This is a genomic window from Methanospirillum lacunae (assembly GCF_003173355.1).
Lineage (GTDB): Archaea > Halobacteriota > Methanomicrobia > Methanomicrobiales > Methanospirillaceae > Methanospirillum > Methanospirillum lacunae.
Genome location: NZ_QGMY01000002.1, coordinates 770,737 through 785,781 on the forward strand (window position 1 = coordinate 770,737; position 15,045 = coordinate 785,781).

Genomic DNA, 15,045 nt, shown 5'->3' on the forward strand with positions numbered 1-15,045 from the left:
TATTGAAAACCTGTCTGTGTAAAGATAACAATATTAAATATTTTTTTGTATCTGGTCCTTTATTGCTGCATAATCCACCCATGCGACATCAAGTTCATGAAGCAGATTATTCAGGTTTTTGACCCAATCATCAGTTTTTTTCCCGCTATTTCCCTGTTCATCTTCAATTTTTCTGATCATTTCCTGAAATGGAGCTTTTATTTCCTTTGAAAGAATTTGGAAACTTTCAAGAGAAGATACTAAATTAGAAAAAACCTGTTTAATTTTTTCTGACTCATATAAAGCTTGTTTTTCTGCGGTTACATCCTGGAAAATCATAACAATATGAGTAGTTATATCATCCTTTTTTAGTGGTATCCGAATAATCTGGATATAAATAAAATCACCATTAATACGAAATTTTTTTACCTTTTTATCTTGATATCCTAATTTATAGGCATCCTGAAGATCCTGAATATCAGCAAACATAGAAAAGTTAGGAGTTTCAAATAGAGGGCGATTCAGCATATATTGACTAATACCCACCTTACGTGCTAAATCACAGAATTGTTGGTTATAACCAACCAATATCATCTTTCTATCAACCACAAAGGCAGGAAAATCCAAAGCGCCCATTATGGACATGAAATATTTTATCGCTCCAGGACCAAGAAGAGAAGATGAGACATCAGCAATCTCTTCCGTCTGGATTACATACAGATTACGATCATATTCTTTTAATTCACCGGATATAAGGCCCACTGATACGGTAACTGGAATTTCAAGTTTTCCCTTTTTCTTGAGTACCAATTGATCAGGCATAACCAAATGATACTTCGGTTCTGACCGCTCATTGTTCTCTTCTATTGCTTGTGTCTGCTCTCCAATTAAAATAGAAAGAGGTTTATTTAAAACTTCATGTAATGAAAATCCTGATATTTTTGAAACTGATGAATTGATAAATTCGATAATATCATTTTTAGTTGTAACAATAACAGGAACTGGAAATTGCATCAAATCCTGGTATAAACCAGCAGATGTTTTTGGAGTTGTTTCTTCCCTGATTTTTTGTTTTATGCGGTGTTTGTGTAAACTCATTTCGATATTAGTCATCAATTCTCTTTCTTTGAAAGGTTTGAGAAGATAACCTGAGGGAGAAAGAGCAACTGCACGTTCCAGAGTTGCTTTATCTGAATGTGCAGTTAGAAAAATAATTGGGAGATCATACAGATCCATGATCCGTTGTGCCGCACTAATACCATCCATCTCACCTTTTAGTCTAATATCCATAAGGACTAAATCAGGCTTTGTCTCTCCAGCTTTTTGTATCGCAGATTCACCAGTAATAGCCTGACCTACAACAATATAACCCATCTCAAGGAGTTTTTGTTTAATTTCCATTGAAATGATCATCTCATCTTCTACAACAAGAATCTTACTTCCGTGCGGCATTTAATTCTCCTCTTTTGTAAAAAAACCTTCATTTATTGGAATTTTCAAAGTAACAATAATTCCTTTATTAGAAGACATAGTCATCTCCCCACTGGATTGGAAAACCAGATTCTGTATCAACTGCATCCCCAATGAATCACAATTATCTAAAACAAATCCATCAGGTAATCCTTTTCCAGTGTCACGGTAAATAATATTAATCCACCCCTCTTCCTCTCGACTTACATTAATACTAATCTTCCCTTGTTGATCCTTAGAAAAACCATGTTTAAATGAATTAGTTAATAGTTCATTAATAATAAGACCTAATGGAATTCCTACGTCTATTGTCATCTCTATTGTTGGATCACATGAGAGATCTAAAGTAATAAGAGATTTTTTCAGAGAAAAATCAGAGATAATGGTATTTGCAAGAGTATCGAGATATTCTAGAAGATTAATACTTTCAAGATTAGCAGTATTGTATAATTTTTCATGTATCATCGCCATAGATAAAATTCTGTTCTTGCTTTCTTGAAGGATATCAACAATTTTCGGATCATCAATCATGTTTTTCTGCATTCGAAGTAAACTGACAATTATTTGCATATTGTTCTTTACACGATGATGGACTTCTCTCAGAAGAATCTCTTTTTCATTAAGAGATTGTTTAAGTTCAATTTCAGAATTCTTTCTGGTTGTTATATCCATTATACTACCGATTACTGCAGGCCTTCCCTGGAATGTAAATTGACTCAATAAATTTTCTAAAAAGATTGTCCGACCATCTGCTGTAATAGCCCGGATCTCATAATCATCATGAGCTTCTGGAGTTTCAATAATCCGATTATGACGAGAGATCGCCATATTGATATCATCCGGATGAAAACACAAAGCAAAGGGCATCATTTGCAATGAATCACGTGGATATCCAAGAATTTCTGACATTCGAGGATTCACATACATAAACATGTTATCTTGAACCAGGTAAATACCCACAAGAGATCGATCCACTGGTTTATGAAATAATTCTTCAGTTTGGGTTCTTTCGATAACAGAACCCATAATTCCTGATGCCGTAATTAACGTATCAATTTCAGCAGGGGTTGGTTTAAAATTATTTGAACCTATAAAACCAAGAACAGCAGGTATAGATACCGATGTATTAATTGGAAGAATAATATATGAAAAAAGAGATGTATTTTTAGATTCTTCAGATATATCATCAGAATTGATCTCAATAGTTCCTTGAATTGATGGACTGTCTTTTAAAATATCGAAATTTTTAACGATTTGATCGTTTATTGCCGATAAAATTTTCGACCTCATAAGATCCGATGGATTATTCTTCCACCAATTATATGAAGGTCTACAGGATAGCGAGCCGTCATTCGAAGTTAAACAAGAAAAAAAGGCGCATTCCTTTTCTGTAGCTTCTCCGAGAAGAGATAAACATTGAGGAATAAGAGGGCCCCAATCTGAATTTCGGACCAATAAAAAAGCAAGAGTACTTACGGCACTTAGAATCCTATCCCTAATTTGCAATTCTTGCCTAGTCTGCACGAGTGAGGTAATATCAACTGAGGTTCCAACAATTCCAGTAATTTTTCCCGTTTGATCGTGAGTTGGAATTTTAGATGAAACCAGCCAAACAGGGGTTCCATCGTTAAAAAAGAATTCTTCTTCTACATCATAGACCGGCGAATCTTCGGAAATTACCTTAAGATCGATTTCTTTTTTTTGTTTTGCAACAGTGGGAGAGAAAAGATCATCATCAGTAAGTCCATAAATAGATTGGTCTTTTACATTCACAAACTGTATAAATGGTTCATTAGCAGTAAGATATTTCAGAGATGCATCTTTCATATATATTTGAGCAGTTGAAGAGGATAAAATCGCCTTTAATCTTTCAACATACTCATATAGACTTTGTTCAGCTTTTAGTCTGTCACCAATCTCTCTACTGATACAAAATAAGACATGATGCCCCGACCATACTCCGATAGTGCCTCTTGTTTCAACGGGAATCAATACTCCATTTTTAGTCATAAATGGGTGAGCATTTCGAATTTTCCCTCCATTTCGTGTTAGATCAAGAAATTGAAAAACAATTGAATCTCTAATTTCAAAAGGATAAAGGATATGTATTGGTTCACCAAGAAGTTCGTTTTCAAAATACCCAAGAGTTCGAGTTACCGCTGGATTGATATTGAGTATAGCACCATCCATATCAATAACTACGACTAATTCTTCCATTGCATTATATAGTTCGTTTAATTCTTCCTGCCGATTTCTCACAAGTTCTTCTGACTTTATTCGAAGTATTGAATTACCCAATAATGAAACGAGAAGTTCGACAGTATCACGGAGATCTGGTTTTACAGTCTGATGAATATCAAATATGAAGGAAAGGACACCAATTATGTTGTTGCTACCAGAAATAGGGATTTGACCGCCAGTAATCAATAATGGATTTTCACTATCTTCTGCAGAAAAATACAATGGTTGTCCTGTATTAATGACTTTGTAAACATCGCCATATGTAAAGTGCTTTAAAAGTTCGTTCGGAAGATTGTGTGCTATTAATAACTCAATTTTTTCAGAAATTGGATTATAGAGGTGAATACTTCCAGTTTGACAATGCAGAAGATTTTTAACCGATGACAAGCAGGTGTCTGAAGCCTGGTTAAGAGTTGTTGAACAGGTCAGACGATTCATCAATTCTCGTTGAATATTAATATAATATTCGCGTTTTTTAATTCCCTTTTGAACTTCTTTTTGTGCGCGATTTTTTGCTACGGCTGATCTAATTTTCTGGGCGATTTCAGTGAATAAAATAGATGGCTTAGTATTTTTAAATTGGATAAAATCTATCCCTGAATTCATAGCATTCAGGATGATTTTCTTTTCATCGTATGCAGTTAAAAGAAGAAAGGGAATATTGAGATGTCTCGCCTTTATTTCATTATAAAATGATATCCCATCCATTTCCGCCATCGAATAATCAGAAATAAATGCATCAGCATTATCAGATAGGAGATGGTCTAATGCTTCAATTGGTGAGGTATAGGTGACAATGTCAAAATCTCCAAAATCTTTAAGGTATATTTCAAGTAATTCCGTAAATGCAGGTTCGTCATCAACGGCAACTAATTTGATCATGTATTCCCCGGATATGAGATACTTTCGAGGAATAACTCTTATAGTTATTGCCTAATCAACGATTCATAATAGGGGGTACACACAAACATTAGAAAGAGATTGTACAAACAAGAAATCTATCAAATTATATCGTAAACAATAATTCAAATAAAATAACTCAACAAATTTTATTTTTTGATTAATATATTATATAAGACATTTATTTAATCAAGTTATTTAGCGTTAAAATAAATAAAAGTTGATAAAAGGTTCGCTATTTACTCTATGAATGTTCTTCTAAAACTGCCTGAAGGAAGCACGATTTCAAATTTTACACCGTCCCCTTCTTTCCCTGTTTCCCGAATTAAAATGTCTGTCATAGAGAGGATTTCCCGGACTAGAAAAAGACTTGATCCAATTTTTCCTTTAAAATTCCTGTCAAAAATGTGGGTCTTATCGTTATTGCAAATACCTCTTCCATCATCCTCATAGATAATAATGAGAGAATTATTCATTGATTCTGAAAATAGTTTGATTTTTTGAACATCTCCTCCATGATCTATCGAATTTTTTATCAGTATAAAAAATACCTGCCGGAGCATCAAATCAGCATATATCTCGATATTATCTTCAATTTGATTAATTATTTCGATATCTGACGACTTAAAAATTAGAGTTATTGAATTGATTAGAGAAGTTATGTTCTGCCATTGACAGAGATGAGAGTTATGATTGTTATATTGAACAAAAAAATTGATAATCTTTTCAATTTGATTACCCTCATTATGAGCTAGTTGAATATTTTCATGAATCATTTCTAAATTTGATGATTCTAATGATTTTTTTTCGAGAAAATTGATAGTAGCAATTAATGAATCAATATCCTGATTTAATAGACTAATTAAAAGATTAAATCTCATATTTAATTCTTTTATCATCGTACCTTGACTTTTTATTCCGGAAATATTACGGAAAAGAGCGGTAACTTCATTTGGTGAACAATATATAACGTAAATTTCATACCAGTGACGTTGTTTTTCATCATCTAGGAAAAATTCAAAATGTTGCTTTAGATTTGTAGAAATCGCTATATTTATTATTTGTATGATCTGATTTGCAAGATGACAGGGTAACAATTCATGAAGGGATTTCCCTTGATCCAATTCTGGATTAGATGAAAATAATGATAATCCTTTGGTTTTATTTTCTAATATAACACCTTTCCAGTCAATGGTATAAATTAGATCTGGTATTATCGATATAATAGCAACTTCATTTTCAATTTTTTTTCGAAGAGTTTCTTCAATTCGTTTTTGTTCTGTAATATCTTTCAGAATATCAAGAGAAATTATGGAATTTTCATATTGAATAAAAAATTTGTGGATAATGGTTATCTTTTCAATACCTTCCTTTGTAATGAAAGTTACGGGAGGAATAGTTTTATTACCAGATCCAGAAATTATTTTTATAACATTTTTCTTAGATTCTGGAGTTAGGTATTCCAGAAGATTAGAACCAACCATCTCTTCAGAAGTATAACCTAAAGCGTATAACGCTGAGTTATTAGCAAAAAGAATTTTTCCTTTCTTATGGAGAATTATATATTCCGGAATATTTTGGAGTAGTGTCCAGAAGCGATCTTCACTATCCCATAATTCACGTTCAATATGTTCTTTTTCAGTTATATCATTAATAGTACCAAGCAATGCAGGGCTTTCCTGGAAGAATATTTGTGATATAAAAAGTTCTAACGTTTTATTTGAACCATCTTTTGTTTTTACATGGATAATATATTTATCCGGGACCTGTTTTCCTTCCTTTCTTTGACGAGATATTTCTTTTATCCATTCATAGTCAATTGGATCAAGGAATTCTATCATTTTTTTATTATAAATCTCATTATGTGAATAACCAATAATTTCTGTTAGAGCATCATTCACAAAAACAAAAGAATCATTTTGAAATATGAAAAAACCGGTTTTTATATGTTCTGCAATAGTTCTGAATTTTTCTTCTTCATTACGTATTCCGGTCTCAGTTTGTCTTTGTTCGGTTATATCGGATGCAATTTCAATTTTTACAAACCTTCCATCAAACCAACGGAATGCCCAATCCCGGCAGGAATATACTCTTTTATTATCAGGTTTGGTAGATTCCCATCGATAAACTCCTGTAGGGCCATATTCATCTATTAAATATGAATTCGGACAATATGGACAGGGATTGTCATTATCCTTCTGAAAAATCTGGTAACATTTTTTACCGGGAAAATCCCCTACCAGATTTCTTAAGCGGCGGTTTATAAATACAAGTTCATATGACTCAATATCAACTACATACACAAAATCATCAAGACAATCCAATATTGAAAATAAAAGACCTTGAGACTCTTCAACTAATAATTGAGGCTCTTCTTTTTCACTGATAGATTGATTTATTTTTAATTGAATTTCCTGATTATTTGTTACTGGATTGATACTTATCTGGTGATGTTTGGTCAAAAATTTTAATATTTTATCAGATTCAGCCCATCTTTTATCTAATTGAGTAACGATATCATTGATAATATTGACTTGCTCTAATATTACATTTTTTTCCTGATTTTCATTTTCTCCACTTGATAAAAGAGAAATGATTGTTAGAGGGTTTCTGATTCCATCATTTAGTATTGCAAGTTGGGCTAGGTTCTGTTTTACCTGTTCAATGGCGATATTTCGTTCATTTTCGTATTTATTTTTGGCTGTAACATCCTGCCCCTGGGCTATTGTAGCTATTGGCACATTGCCATCATCTGAAAAAAGTGTGGATGAATTCCATACTACTGTTTTTATAGTCCCATCAGTATGTTGAATCTGAAGTTCTACTGTCTCCCATCTTACACCTTCAAGGGTAGACTTAATCAACCTCATTGAACGATCAACAAGTGAAGGAGGAAAAATAATTTTTAGTGACTTTCCAAGAGCATCTTGACTTGATAATCCAGTAAGTTTTTCAAATGAATGATTACACCGAGTTATTCTAAAAGCAGAATCCCATACAATAATAGGGACATTTGCGAGGTTAATTAGGTTTTCTAAGAAATTATTCGTTTCTTTAAGTTTCTCTTCATTCGCCTTGATTTTAGTAATATCCTGAATTACTCCGGTAATTTTTTGGTTTTTACCAAATTCGTCTCTTTGGATAATCGCAACGAGGTGGATAAATTTTTGTGGAGATCCATCTACAGGATGAATCATGAGAACTTGATTAAACTCATCAACTTCAATTATTTGTTTACTAAGTAATTGAATGAAATCATCATAATCAGGAATGCATTTTTTTATTTTTTCTAATGAAACATCTCCAGCAATTGGGGGATATCCAAAAATTTTTAACGTTTCAGCAGATGCCCAAACAATTTCTGTTTGAAAAGAATATTCCCAACAACCAATTTTTCCAATTTTTTGTGCTAAAAGTAATTTTTCTTCATTTATCTTGAGCATTTGCTCACTTACATAAAGATCAGATACTTTTCGCTTAAGATGTTCTTCACTGAGTGAACATTGATTATACGTTTCAATTAATTCCTGATGTTCTTGTGCAAACTGAGTCTCCAGGTTTTTCCATGCAGATATGTCTACTATCAATCCAGAAATCTTATTAAGACATTCATTTCCAAATCCTGATACAACCATACCTTTGATCAGTATCCATTTCCATTCTCCAGTTTTAGTTTTAATTCGAAATTCATGTTCAAGGACAGTATCTTCCCGATGGATGATATTGTGCATTTTTTTTTCTAATGACTGTATATCCTCTTGATGGACAAGAGACTTCCATGATTGGAGATTATTTCCAACTTCATTATAATTGTATCCAAATGCAGCATACCATTTTGGACTAATATCAATCAAATCTTCTGTTATTTGCCAATCCCAAAAATCTTCAATTGCAATATCATTAAAAAATGATGTTCTCTTTTCACTATTTTGGTCAACCTTATCGGATTGAGTATTCTGTATTTTAAAAAATTGAATACCAATAATAGTTTCATTTATATCGAATATTTTTATATTGTATTTTAAATAATTAACATTTAAAAAGAGTTTATCATTTGAGATATCTCCAGTTAGAATAACATGTAATAATCGATCCGTCAAATCATTTAAGAATTGCGAATTAAGTTCGGTTAATTTTTTTCCATGAATATTATCAGTTACCTGAGAAAATTTTTCTTCAAAAGCAGGATTAGATTCTATAATTTTAAAATCAATGGGAAATTTTGACGAATTATAAATTATTTCACATATTATTAATCCATCATTACTTTTTTCCCAAAACAATTTTATCAGTTGGAGATAATCAATGGTATTGCCTTGGTCATCTAATTTTGATGGCAATGCCTGAAATTCGTTATTGTTACAAATCTGATAAAATTTTGATAATTCCTTTTCAACTGATTGACGTGCAGATACTGCTTTCCATTCTTTCAATATTCTATCACAGATTTCTGGTAAAGCATTAAGAATCCGTTCAGTTATAGGGATATATTCAATAAATTGATGTTGGGAGAGGAGATCGGGTAGATCGCTGATATTATTTTGAAGTAAGAAAATAATTGGAATCTTATATAATTCAGCATTTTCTCCAAAAAAAGATGATTCTGAATTTAAAAATTTTTCTTCGATATAGATTATATCCGGTGGATCTTCATGAATTACTTGGTATACTTGTTCTAAAGAGTGAATACATGTGAAGTGAGACTTTTTTTCCCAGGATTCAAATGCCTTCAAGATTAATGGATATAATATTTGAGCATTTTCAATAATTAAAATATGGAGATCTTGATCCTCTGCTGGTTCACAATTCATCCTCATACCTGCTTTTTTTTACAAAAACCCTAAACTAAAGTTATGTTTTGCCTTTAACAATTGAATTTCCCAAATTTTTTGGTGACCATATATAGACCATTCAATAATCATAATCTTGATTATTAGTACTGCTATCTTAAACTATCGGTAAAAAAATAGAGTGAAGGTATCGTAAAATCTAGTCTGAAGATATAGAAACAATATCATTGTAAGTTATGTCCCATCCGGGAAAAAATACAACCTAACATATACATTTCTTGTTGAATCATTTTCTCTTGCAAACTATATTGCAGCCTTCAATGCTGCAATTGTCAATATTGTTCTTCCGACTATCTCTAAAAATTTTTTCCTTTCTTTCCTGGACCTTCAAGAGTGGTGTAGACTGTATATGTACTCGTTATGGCTAGGTTTGTTCTGATATTCTGGAAAATATCAAAAATTAATAGATATCTGAAAACATTTTCCATCAAATTTTTTTCTATTTATACGGGGTTAATTTTCTTTGGATTTCTTACCAATAACCTAAAATTCATTTTGTAATTATTATGAGTTTTTTCTGATAATTGTATTCCTTGTATATCATGAGACAAACTCTACTTATTTATCAGAAAAAATCAATACCTTAAAAATTAATATTGATCGGACTCATTATCTCACAAAAAGATTTACAACTTTTCCAATCAGATGAATTAAAAATTATCTCTAATTTTCATCATAATATTTTCTTTTTTTACCTTATCTCACTTTACTGGTGATAAATTGTCTACTTTTTGGGAATGAATCTACTACTCAATAAAAAATACATGTATATTAAAAGAAGAAGGGCTTTTTTTACTCAAGAAACAGTTTCGAAATTTATTTAGGTATTTAAGGATACCCATTAATATGAAACTGATAGTACAATCATTAGCATCTATACTTATACTCTTACTCATGATAGAAATGATAATCCCGGTTATGGCAAACGATGATGGACTAACATATCCATTAAAACCATCACCTTCAATCGGACCTTACGATGATCAAAAATTTTTGAATAATTCTACTGCAATCCTCACAAAACTATCTGGAAAAATAATTCCAATTGAAGGGCCTGACCTCCTTAATCTGAAGTCCGAACAGATCCAGTTGTCACGTTTAAATATTAGTCCCGACTTTTATCCAGAGGCTACGAAAATTAACGCATACTTATTTAAAATCTCGCAGGCCGGTGAAACGTATGGTACTTCAAAAAGGTTGACTGAACATCCTGACACTTTAGGTAGTCCGGTGTATGATCAATATACAAAAGCCAGAAGTTATTACTCTGATGCAATGGAAATTTGGACAGATATTAAGGATTTATTCCCAAATACAAAGCCACCAGTTCTTCCAGATCCAAAACTCCCAATTCATCGTTCCAATGAGAATGGTATACCTTCAGATTCAATTTTTGGAAACAAGTAGATTATATCAAATAATCTGAAAGATATAACTCTTCAACACATAATTTTTGTATTATTTACTGACATATCAGTCCTGATCTTTAAAAAATATGGAGATCATTATTATTTTATTCCCAATCATCCAAAAGTTAAATATCAAAAAAGAAAGAGTTATTTTATACGTGTTGCATTCCAGGTATCTACCTCTTTTTGAGGCTTATTCCCATATGTGTATGTCCCATTATAATATGAGCCATCATCTGAAAGAATAAACAAAATATTTCCAGATTCATTAAACGTTCCTGTTATCTCTTTTCCATCAGGAGAAACGGTTGCATTAATAAACCCACTTACTCCCGTTTGATCATCGATTGATTCATAGGTTCCAAATACGAGAGAATCTTTTTTCTGAAGATTTAATGACAGACTGCTAGAATTCCATGTACCATCAATGTCATTATTACTGTCCATTTTCAAGAACTGTTGGACTTCATCACTATATGCCCATACACCATCAAGGGTTGAATTATCATTAGATACATTAAATAATACGTCCCCGGTTTCTGTCCAGGATCCGGTGAGTCTAGATCCATTATTTGTAAGGGTACCATTAATTATTCCATTATCCTTCAGAGAGTTCGTAAAAGGAACATACGTTCCGGTGACGTTTGTTTTGTTCTGCTCTAAAGTTTCGGTATATAGAAGACTCTCCCATACACCACTCCAGGAAGGCTGTATATCTGAACCAGTTTCATTTTTGTCAGCACTTACAATACAAGATGAGAATATCATACAAATAGTCATAATTCCTAAGACCCAATTAAACCTCATGTTTCACTTCCAATAAGGAATAATCATCCAGCGGGTATAACATTTTTGAATTTGTCAAAGAGTTACACCATATAATAAGTTTGTAAAACTAGAAAATTCAGAGATATCATCTTTATTGCTAATATCCAGAACCTATCTGGGAAGACAATTGGAACATATGTTCAATCTGTTCTGATTAGTTACCTGAACAACATTTTTAGTATGATCGGGATGATTAATAAAATCCAGTAAAGAATCCAAAAATTGTTAATTACACCAGTGAAAATGATGTGATACATGATCTTGTATCTTCTAAAATCGATGCAATTTTATTTCCAGATACAGAAATTGATAAAGTAATTGCTAATGGTACACCGATAATTGCATTAAAACCATATGCATTTTTAGGGTATTCAGGGATAGCTGTTGAAAAAGAGAATAATACATCTTCTAAATCTCTAGTTAATAATTTAATTGAAATTACTCATGTAATGCATCAAGATAGGACCTTAACATCCATAATCATGAATTATTTCAATAATGATTATAGTTAAGAGATGGGATTTTGATATCTCAACTCAACCAGTTCAATGAGACAAAGAGATGAATCTGAATTTCTTCCTTATTTTCTGACTATTTTATAAATATCCAGACCTTATTTTTTATCGATTATTCCATTAGTCAAAATGTGATGTTTATGAAAATAATCATTCGGTAGAATGTATATTTGATTTTTAGATTTTATTTATTAGAGAGATTAATAATAAATTTCATACAATTATCATATTTTCGGGTCTGAAGATAGATTCGGACCAACATTTTTTTCCAAATCATCTTAAAAAATATTCAATAAATTCGACAGGCCTATATAACTAAACTTCACATACAGATTATGCCTCTAAAACCACATCTATTTCTTTTTATTTTATATTGTTTTCTAATTATTACCAGTATATCTGTTAACGCAGACACCCAGACAACTACTCTGCATGATCTTACTTGGGTTACTGAAGAATATCCACCGTTTAATTTTCATGAAAATGGTACAGCATCAGGTCTTATGATAGATCTTATTTCTGCAATATCGCAAAAAGCAGGTGAAGAAATTCCTATAGAATCATTTATATTTCTACCATGGAATGAAGCATATCATAAAGCGATAACTGATCCTGATACGGTTATTTTTGCAATTGCTAAAACACCAGATCGTGAAGATCTATTCAAATGGGTTGGACCTATTTTAACATACAATATCTCTCTTTATTCAAAGAGAAGCAATAACATTACTATAACCAATTCTAATGAACTCTCAAAATATAAAATCGGAGCCGTAACAGATGATGTTGCAATCGATAATCTGATTCAGGCAGGAATTAAAAGAGAGGATATTTTTACTAGATCTGATCCGAGAATCCTAGTTCAGGAACTGGAAAATGGGTCTATTGATCTCTTATCTTATGGCGACATTGCAGCAAATTATTATATAAAAAATGTAACTGGAAATTCTGCATATTACAAACTATCTGGTAAAACTGGAACCGTTCCGATTTACATCGGTTTTAATAAAGAAACTCCAGATAACGTGGTAGAAAAATTCAGGAATGCCTTTGATGAATTGAAAAATAAGCCTGAATCCGGAGAAATGAGTGAGTTGGATCAGGTATTATCCTCATGGATGCTTGGAGATGGGCTTTCTAACACTCAGTATTATACTGAAGGATACTACCCATATACCTTTATTGAAAACGGAACTCCGAAGGGAATTTCCATAGATATTCTTCAATACATTGCATCTCAATATGGAGCACAAATTCCTGTTGACCACTTTACGTTCGGAACATGGGAAGATGTCTATAAGACTACTATGAACCAGAATGGAACTGCTCTTGCCATTCTTGCAAGATCTCCAGAACGTGAAAACTTATTCAAATGGGCAGGTCCTGTAGATAAAACACCGGTGGTCATATTCACCATTCGTGATTCTGCTGATAAGTTCAGAAATACCAGTCCGTCTACGATGAAGATTGCTACAATTACTGAAGATATAGCTGCCACTACTCTCGTAAATGCCGGAGGAAAGGATATTATCTACTCAACTGAGCCCAAGGAACAAATTAAAATGCTTGAAAATGGATCGGTTGATGGATGGGCTTATGCACTTCTCCCGGGTCGTCAGTTAATTAGTCAATATGCTGCTAATGCTTCTGCCATTGTTCCAGCACAAACTCTACAGACATATGATTTCTATATAGCCTTTAACCGGAATACATCTCCTCATATTGTTAATTCACTCCAAGATACAATGGATCTATTGAGAACTGAAAAAGATACTTCAGGAGTAAGTATATATGACCAAATCCTGTATCGATATGTTCAACCGGTCTTTTCAGATTCAAATGTTACAGTTTCAGAAGTGACAAGTCTGATTAATCAGACCGTACATGATATTAGTCTGGATGCACCAGGTACAATAAAAAATATCAATGCAGGTCAGACACCTTACAGAAATACCGAAAAACCTGACCTCTATGTCTTTGTCTATGATCCAGATGTAAACATGGTGGCCCATGCTGAAAATCCCGGAATGGTGGGGCTCAATTATCATAATAAAGGAGATGTTTCTGGCAAACCATTCAGAGACCAGCTTGTCCGGGAAGCATTGACTAACGGATCTGGTTGGGTGGATTATATCTACAGTAGTCCTGCTGAAACAGGCCTGTTCTGGAAGAGTACCAGATGCCAGCTTGTAACCGGAAGTGACGGGAAAAGATACATCATTTGTGTTGGAGTGTATAAAACCAAGTAAAAAATTTAATAAACATAAGAAAAATCAATAATCTAATATCCACATATTTTTTCAGTCATTTCCTGATCAAAAACACCGATCTATAAACTATGAATTCTTATTTAGTCTTTAAAAAAGGGGATTTTGCGGTTTCCTATGGAGTAAACCATATGGTAACGGGCAAGGCAATAAACAATGATGGAGTGGTATATGGTTCAGATTACTTCAATGGGGTTCCTCTGTTGACAGTCCGAAATTAATAGGAAGTGCTACTCGTTATGTGAAAGATAACCCAAATATGTAAAACTCTATGCATATATCATTACCCGAACAAATTCAATGGAACGTTATACTCATACAGTTCCAAAGGGTCCATCATTGCAGGGAATTAGGCTACATGAAAATATGTGACTCGGCTCGAGAACATATATATGGAACCAGAAACTAATGTTGCATCATTATATCCGGAACTAGTCTATGACAACGTTATTATCTTCACTTCAACATAAATCTCAAGAATACATACCATTTTAAGATAGAATGTTATTTTTAAATTCATTTGTTCAAAATTTATTGAAAACATATAGATTCTATTTAGCAAATACGAAAATCATAAATCTTCCAG

General features: G+C 32.5%; 7 protein-coding genes. 3 read left to right on the top strand and 4 right to left on the bottom strand.

Going from position 1 to position 15,045, the window contains the following annotated elements; translation table 11 throughout:
• Nucleotides 1–33: 33 nt before the first annotated feature.
• The 3 genes from DK846_RS04005 to DK846_RS04015 all read right to left on the bottom strand — a co-directional run bounded on the left by DK846_RS04005 (nt 34) and on the right by DK846_RS04015 (nt 9,401).
• The gene (locus DK846_RS04005) at nt 34–1,431 is read right to left on the bottom strand and encodes a response regulator (protein WP_109967598.1); all 1,398 of its coding nucleotides are present in this window, start codon (nt 1,429–1,431) and stop codon (nt 34–36) included.
• Entirely contained in the window at nt 1,432–4,572 is a 3,141-nt protein-coding gene (locus DK846_RS04010) for a PAS domain S-box protein (RefSeq protein ID WP_109967599.1), read from the bottom strand.
• A 257-nt stretch (nt 4,573–4,829) separates the two neighbouring features.
• Nucleotides 4,830–9,401 carry a PAS domain S-box protein gene (locus tag DK846_RS04015; protein ID WP_181391610.1) on the bottom strand — a complete coding sequence of 1,524 codons (4,572 nt, stop codon included), beginning with the start codon at nt 9,399–9,401 and terminating at the stop codon, nt 4,830–4,832.
• A gap of 942 nt (nt 9,402–10,343) precedes the next feature.
• Between DK846_RS04015 and DK846_RS04020 the strand changes: the two genes are divergently transcribed.
• Nucleotides 10,344–10,847: a hypothetical protein gene (locus DK846_RS04020; RefSeq protein WP_181391611.1), complete on the top strand. Its 504-nt coding sequence runs from the start codon at nt 10,344–10,346 to the stop codon at nt 10,845–10,847.
• Nucleotides 10,848–10,996: 149 nt separating this feature from the next.
• On the opposite strand, the gene DK846_RS04025 is transcribed toward DK846_RS04020, so the two are convergent.
• Nucleotides 10,997–11,617: a hypothetical protein gene (locus DK846_RS04025; protein ID WP_109967602.1), complete on the bottom strand. Its 621-nt coding sequence runs from the start codon at nt 11,615–11,617 to the stop codon at nt 10,997–10,999.
• A 308-nt stretch (nt 11,618–11,925) separates the two neighbouring features.
• Here DK846_RS04025 and DK846_RS04030 point away from each other — a divergent pair, with 308 nt between their 5' ends.
• Nucleotides 11,926–12,189 carry a hypothetical protein gene (locus DK846_RS04030; RefSeq protein WP_181391612.1) on the top strand — a complete coding sequence of 88 codons (264 nt, stop codon included), beginning with the start codon at nt 11,926–11,928 and terminating at the stop codon, nt 12,187–12,189.
• A 338-nt stretch (nt 12,190–12,527) separates the two neighbouring features.
• The gene (locus DK846_RS04035; protein ID WP_109967604.1) at nt 12,528–14,441 is read left to right on the top strand and encodes a transporter substrate-binding domain-containing protein; all 1,914 of its coding nucleotides are present in this window, start codon (nt 12,528–12,530) and stop codon (nt 14,439–14,441) included.
• Nucleotides 14,442–15,045 lie beyond the last annotated feature (604 nt).